General features: G+C 64.1%; 6 protein-coding genes. 3 read left to right on the forward strand and 3 right to left on the reverse strand.

The features are described from left to right. Nucleotides 1–76: 76 nt before the first annotated feature. Nucleotides 77–1,537 (forward strand): DUF4139 domain-containing protein, encoded by a 1,461-nt coding sequence (locus BMX92_RS14890; protein ID WP_093017843.1) that lies wholly within the window; start codon nucleotides 77–79, stop codon nucleotides 1,535–1,537. Nucleotides 1,538–1,550: 13 nt separating this feature from the next. After that, nucleotides 1,551–3,113, forward strand: coding sequence for a DUF4139 domain-containing protein (locus BMX92_RS14895; RefSeq protein ID WP_093017845.1), 1,563 nt, complete (start codon nucleotides 1,551–1,553; stop codon nucleotides 3,111–3,113). Here BMX92_RS14895 and BMX92_RS14900 read toward each other — a convergent pair. Beyond that, nucleotides 3,110–3,484: an acyl-CoA thioesterase gene (locus BMX92_RS14900; protein WP_093017847.1), complete on the reverse strand. Its 375-nt coding sequence runs from the start codon at nucleotides 3,482–3,484 to the stop codon at nucleotides 3,110–3,112. The genes BMX92_RS14895 and BMX92_RS14900 overlap by 4 nt on opposite strands. Beyond that, on the reverse strand, nucleotides 3,477–3,776 hold the full coding sequence (locus BMX92_RS14905) for a hypothetical protein (RefSeq protein WP_093017849.1): 300 nt from the start codon (nucleotides 3,774–3,776) through the stop codon (nucleotides 3,477–3,479). The genes BMX92_RS14900 and BMX92_RS14905 overlap by 8 nt, the downstream gene beginning before the upstream one ends. Nucleotides 3,777–3,858: 82 nt before the next feature. Here BMX92_RS14905 and BMX92_RS14910 point away from each other — a divergent pair, with 82 nt between their 5' ends. Beyond that, entirely contained in the window at nucleotides 3,859–4,287 is a 429-nt protein-coding gene (locus tag BMX92_RS14910; RefSeq protein ID WP_093017851.1) for a CBS domain-containing protein, read from the forward strand. A gap of 19 nt (nucleotides 4,288–4,306) precedes the next feature. On the opposite strand, the gene BMX92_RS14915 is transcribed toward BMX92_RS14910, so the two are convergent. After that, complete coding sequence (locus tag BMX92_RS14915; RefSeq protein ID WP_093017853.1) at nucleotides 4,307–5,794, reverse strand: lipopolysaccharide biosynthesis protein; 1,488 nt, start codon at nucleotides 5,792–5,794, stop codon at nucleotides 4,307–4,309. Nucleotides 5,795–6,000: the final 206 nt, after the last annotated feature.

Consider the following 6,000-nt stretch of genomic DNA (forward strand, 5'->3'; position numbering starts at 1 on the left):
CGTCCCTTTTTTCATGCCTGCTTTCCAAGTCGAACGCGATCCGGCACAAGGTCTGCAAATCGCTGGAGAGTTATCGATGAAAGCCGTGCGCCTGCTGCCCCTGCTGCTGACCGCCCTGCCCCTTTCGACCCCTGTTCCTCTTTTCGCTCAATCCCAGAATGCGACCGACCCGACCGGCGCGACCGCGCAGGGCGATGTCGCCGTCACCATTTACAATAACGGCCAGTCGCTGGTGCAGGACGACCGGCAACTGCCGGTGAAGGCGGGCCGCAACCGCATCGAATTTCCCGACGTGTCGGCCCGCATCCGGCCCGAAACCGTCAACCTCTCCGGCCCCGGCCTGTCCATCGTCGAACAGAATTTCGACTATGACCTCCTCTCCCCCGACAAGCTGATGGACAAGGCGGTGGGTCAGGAGGTGACTCTGGTCCGCACCAATCCCGCCACCGGCGTCGAAACCCGCGAACGGGCGAAGATATTGGCGGCCAATGGCGGCATCGTGCTTCAGATCGGCGCCCGGATAGAGGTGCTGCGCGACGATGGCCTGCCGGTTCGCGTCATTTTCGATCGCGTACCGACCAATTTGCGCGCCCGCCCCACCCTGTCGGTCACGGTCGAGGCGGCGCAGGGCGGGACGGTGCCGGCGCGCCTGTCCTACCTGACCCCCAATCTGGGCTGGACCGCCGATTATGTCGCCCTGTTCGACGCGGCCAAGGGGGCGATGGACATGCAGGGCTGGGTCACGCTTACCAACAATACGGGCACCAGCTTCACCGACGCGAAGACGATATTGGTGGCCGGCAATCCCGCCATGGGCGGCGGTCGCAATGGCCGGGGTGGTGGCAGTTGGTGGCAATATTCGGGCAGGGGCGGCAGCGGCGCTATCGATCAGGCCGGGACCGAAAGCGGCCCGCGCGAACGGCTGGGCGACTATTATCTCTATCCCCTGCCCCAACGGACGACGATCGCCAACGCCCAGCAGAAGCAGGTTAGTTTTCTGGATGTGAAGGGCGCGCCGGCCCGTTCCACCTATGAATATGTCAATGGCTGGCTGGGCAGTGCGGCCGAACCGCAGAGCGCGTCGAGCGTGCTCAAATTCTCCACGAGCAAACAGGGTGGCCTGGGCGATCAACTCCCGGCGGGCACGATTCGCGTCTATATGCGCGATGCGCGGGGCGACCCGCAGTTCATCGGCGAAAACAGCATCGATCATACACCCATGGGTTCCTCCATGGCGCTGCGCACCGGCGATGCCTTTGACGTGAAGGTCCGCCCCACCGTGGAGCAGCGGACGAAGAAGGGTGGTGCGCGCTGGGAAACGAAGATGCGCTACACCCTCACAAACGCACGGCCCGAAGCGGTGACGATCGATCTGGCGCAACAGGGGCTGTGGGGCGACACCCGCGTCACCGCGCAGACGGTCGGCGGTCAGCCGCTGGAGGGCAAGCGTATTTCCGCTGATCGGATCGAATGGAGCGTCCCGGTTCCGGCGAACGGATCGGTCGACCTCAACGTCACCTTCGATTCGCGCTATTGATCGGTCGGGCCCGATGCCGCGCATCCTTGCCCTGTTGCTCCTGCTTTGCGTCTGCCTCGCCCCGGCGCAGGCGAGCACGGTCATCTCGACCAAAGCCGATTCGGTATCCGTCACCGTCTATCGCCAGCCGGGCCATGCGAAGGGGGCGATCGATCGCAACTGGCCGGGCGGATATGCGCTCATCACCGAAAGTCGCACCGTCGACCTGCCACAAGGAGAATCGACCGTCCGATTCGAAGGCGTCGCCGAAGGGCTGATGCCCGAAACGGCAGTGCTATCCGGCATGCCCCATGGCGTGCGGGAAAAGAATCGCGACGCGCGCCTTCTCTCCCCCGCCGGTCTGGTGGATGCCTATTTGAAGCGCAGCGTCACTCTGCACCGCACCGACCGCAAGACCGGCAAGGTGACGGAGCAGGATGCGATCATCAGCGCCGGGCCGAATGGCGGCGTCATCGTCCAGACGGCGCAGGGCTATGAAGCGCTGGGGTGCAGCGGCCTGCCCGAACGGATGCTCTATCCACAGGCGCCCGCCGACCTTTCCCCCCGCCCGACCCTGTCGGTGATCGCGAGCAGCGACCGGCCGACCCGCGTGACCCTGCAACTCACTTATCTCGCCGAAGGGTTCGACTGGGCGGCCAATTATGTCGCGGACATGCATGATGATGGCAAGGCGATCGACCTCATAGCCTGGCTGACCGTCGCCAATGGCGGCGTCACCGGCTTTCCCGATGCGCGCCTGTCGGTGATCGCGGGGCAGCCTAACAAGCAGCGGCGCGGCGCGCAGGCGCGCCCGACCGGCGGGCCGCTGCATCTGCAATGCTGGCCGATGGACATTACCAGCACCCATCCCAGTTGGGCGCTGTTCCCGGTGGAGATGCCCGCGCCGCCGCTGATGATGGCAACGCCGTTGGAGGATGTGGTCGTTACGGGGCAACGAGCGACCGTGCGCAGGGCGCGAATGGAGGCAGCTCTTCCTGCACCACCACCGCCGCCCCCTCCCCCGCCGCCTCCCGAGGATGTCGGCGACCTCAAACTCTATCGCGTGCCCGTCAGCGTCGATGTCGCCGCCAATGGCCAGAAGCAGGTCGCCTTGCTGCGCCAACCCGATGTGAAGGTGGAGCGTCTCTATGCCGCGTCCATCTATGGCCCCACCGGCGAGTCCCAGCCGATGATTTTGCGGCTACGCGTCCAGAACCGGAAGGAAGATGGCCTCGGCCTGCCCATGCCATCGGGTCAGGTGGCGGTGTTCGAACAGGTCGACGCCATGCGCCTGCTCGCGGGCGAAGCCGATATCGGCGACAAGGCAGAGGGCGAACGCGTTGATTATGACATTGCGTCCAGTGCCGACGTCCGCATCAACGCGCGCTTCACAGGCACGTCAGACAAGACGCGCGAATGGACGCTCACGCTCAGCAACGCCCGCCCCTTCGCCATCACCGCCGAAGTGACCATCCCCCACATTATCGACCCGCGCCCCACCGATATGGAACGGCGCGGCGATAGCTGGATTTGGCGCGTCACCGTGCCAGCCAATGAGTCGATCGACTATGCCTATGTGGAAAGGTGGCGGCGTTAGATCACCGGCAACGGCCGTGGCCGGTGATTCGCATCCAGCGCCACGAATGTGTAGACGCCGTTGGTCAGTTCCACTTCCTCGCAATCGCGTCCGCGTGTCGCCACCACCTCGATCCGGATCGAAACCGATGTGCGGCCGCGCCGCTCTTCGGTCGCATAGACGGATACGATATCGCCCAGCAGGATTGGCGTGATGAACTTCATGCTCTCGATCGCTACCGTCGCCACCGCGCCCTGTGCGATTCGATAGGCGACGATACCGCCGGCAATATCCATCTGGCTCAGCACCCAGCCGCCGAAGATATGGCCATTGGCGTTGATATCCGACAATTGCGGCATCACCCGCAAAATCACTTCGCCCCGTTCAGTCATCCAGTGGCACCTCGTCCTTCAATCGGTCCATCACCTGCTCGTCATGCCCGGTCCCGTTCGACAGGAAGGCAAGCGCCATCAGCCCCGTCCCCAGCATGAAGGTCAGCCATACGCCCAGCACCGTGGCAATCACCATGTGAATCGGCAGCGAACCTACTCGCCAATAGAGATAGGTCAGCGCCAACCCGACGCAGCTCGCCCCGCCCAGCGCCATCCACAGCATGATGCGCCGAAACCGCCCCCATGCGGTGGCGGCAATCTGTGGATCATCCAGAGCCTGCTTGCGCGTCATCTCTTTTCATTGGGCTGCGAAAGTGGGATCATCAAGCGCCCGGACAAAAAATGATTTGCGGCGGAAAAAGGAGAGAGCAGCCATGAGCATCGCAGCGATTTTGCAGCGCAAGGGAAGCGACGTCATACAGGTGCAGCCTACCGACAGCCTGCTCTCCGTCGTCAAATTGCTGGCGGGGCAGCGAATCGGGTGCGTGCCCGTGGTCGAGGATGGCCGGGTGGTCGGTATATTTTCCGAACGCGATCTGGTTCACCGTATCGCGCTCGATGGCGCGGAGGCGCTCGACCATAGCGTGGCCGATGTCATGACCGCCCCTGCCATTACCATCGATCAGGATACGCCAGTGATCCACAGCCTGTCGCTGATGACGAAGCGGCGCATCCGCCATCTGCCGGTCGTCGTGGATGGCGCGCTGGTCGGCATGATCTCGATCGGCGATCTCGTCAAATTTCGCATCGACAGCATCGAATCGGAAGCCGCCTCGCTTCGCGACTATATCCAGACGGCTTGATGCCCAATCCGCCGTCGGTTCAGGCGGAAGCCTGGGCCGGCGGCGTGCGACGGATCACCAGCGCGACCAGTTCCTTCAGCGTTTCTCTCGCGCACAGCAGCAGCGCGCCGAGGAAGGCGATGCCGCCCACCGGCACCAGCACGCCCAGCCGGATCGGCGCGACCAGCGGCGGCAGCAGCCGATCGACCGCCATCACCACCCCGGCCATCAACAGGGAGCAGCCCAGCCCCGGCGCCGCGGCGCGAATCAGGTCCACGGCGCGCAATCCCATCGGCCCGCCGGCGAGTCGCGCCGTCACCGCGGTGAGGATCGGAAAGGCGATCAGCCAGGCCCAGGCAAGCCCGATCGCGCCGACCTGAATCCCGATCAGGAAGGCAGCGGGCATCAGCACCGCGCCGACCGCGGCGACGCGCGCCGTGGTGCCGGGGCGGCCCAGCGCATTGCTCACCGGCGCGAACATCACCTGCACCGTCATGAACGGCATGGCGAGCGCGAGAATCGCAACGAAGGGCGCCATCTCCAGCCATTTCTGCCCGAACAATGTCTCGACCAGCGGCTCGGCCGTCACCGCCATCCCCAGATAGATGGGGCAGGTCAGCAGCAGCAGCAGCTTTACGGCTTTGCAGAAGGACCAGGCGACCCGGCTCACATCCTGCTGCATCCGGGCATAGGCAGGGAAGGCGACATCATTGAGCGGCGGCACGAACTTGCTGACGAAAATCTGGGTCAGGAACAGGGCCTCGGCATAGAGGCCCAGTTGGTGTGGATGCAGCACGCGGCCGCCGATGAAGATGTCTGCCTGGCTCTGCACGATCCAGAATAGCTGCCCGCCCAGCAAGGATGCGCCATAGGCGACCATCGCGCCGGTCCCGCGAAAATCGAAAGTGGGAATCGGCCGGAACCCGGTCGCCAGCACATAACCGGCTGCCTTGACCCAGAAACCGGTGATCGGCGCCCATACCAAAGTCCATACGCCCCAGCCGGACAGCGCGCCGGTCAGCGCGACCCCGGCGGAGGCCAGCGCGGCGATCAGATTGACCAGCGCCGGCCGTTTGAAGTCCAGCGCCCGCCCCATGATGGCTTCGGGGACGGAGAGAAAGGGCGTGGACAGATAGAGGAGGGCCTGCACCCGCAGCAGTTGCGCAACCATCGGCTGGTCATAATAGTCCGCCGCCAGCGGTGCGATGGCCAGTTGCAGCAAGGCAAGGCCGCCATTCAGCAACAGCATGATGGTGAAGGCCTGCCGCAACCGGTGCGGTTCCACCTTGTCGGACTGCACCAGCGCGCTCACCAGCCCATAGCCGTTCAGGAAGGTGGCGAAGTTCAATATCACCTGGGTCATGGCGAACAGGCCATAATCTTTGGGATCGAGCAGGCGTATGACGGCCAGCGTCACCACCCAGCTCATCATCTGCGATACGATCTGGCTGCCCGACCGCCAGAAGATCGCACTCCTTATGCGCGCGCCGAAACCCGCATCATTCGCGTCGGCATCCTGCAATCCCATTCGATCCCCATTCTCTGTGCGCCAAAGCGCTGCAGGATCGGTTGTAGCGGCTAACCCCCAAAAAAATGTGAAACAAAATTGCAAAAAGGGTTTGACGGTTTTGGCTGACGCATCTAGAGGGCTTTTCACCGGACGGGGCGCTGCCAGCAGGGAGCGCCTGGGACGGTCGCCAACATAGACGGGATGCCGCTCCCCTGGAAGTAGTT

The sequence above is a fragment of the Sphingobium sp. YR768 genome (assembly GCF_900111125.1).
Classification (GTDB): Bacteria; Pseudomonadota; Alphaproteobacteria; order Sphingomonadales; family Sphingomonadaceae; genus Sphingobium.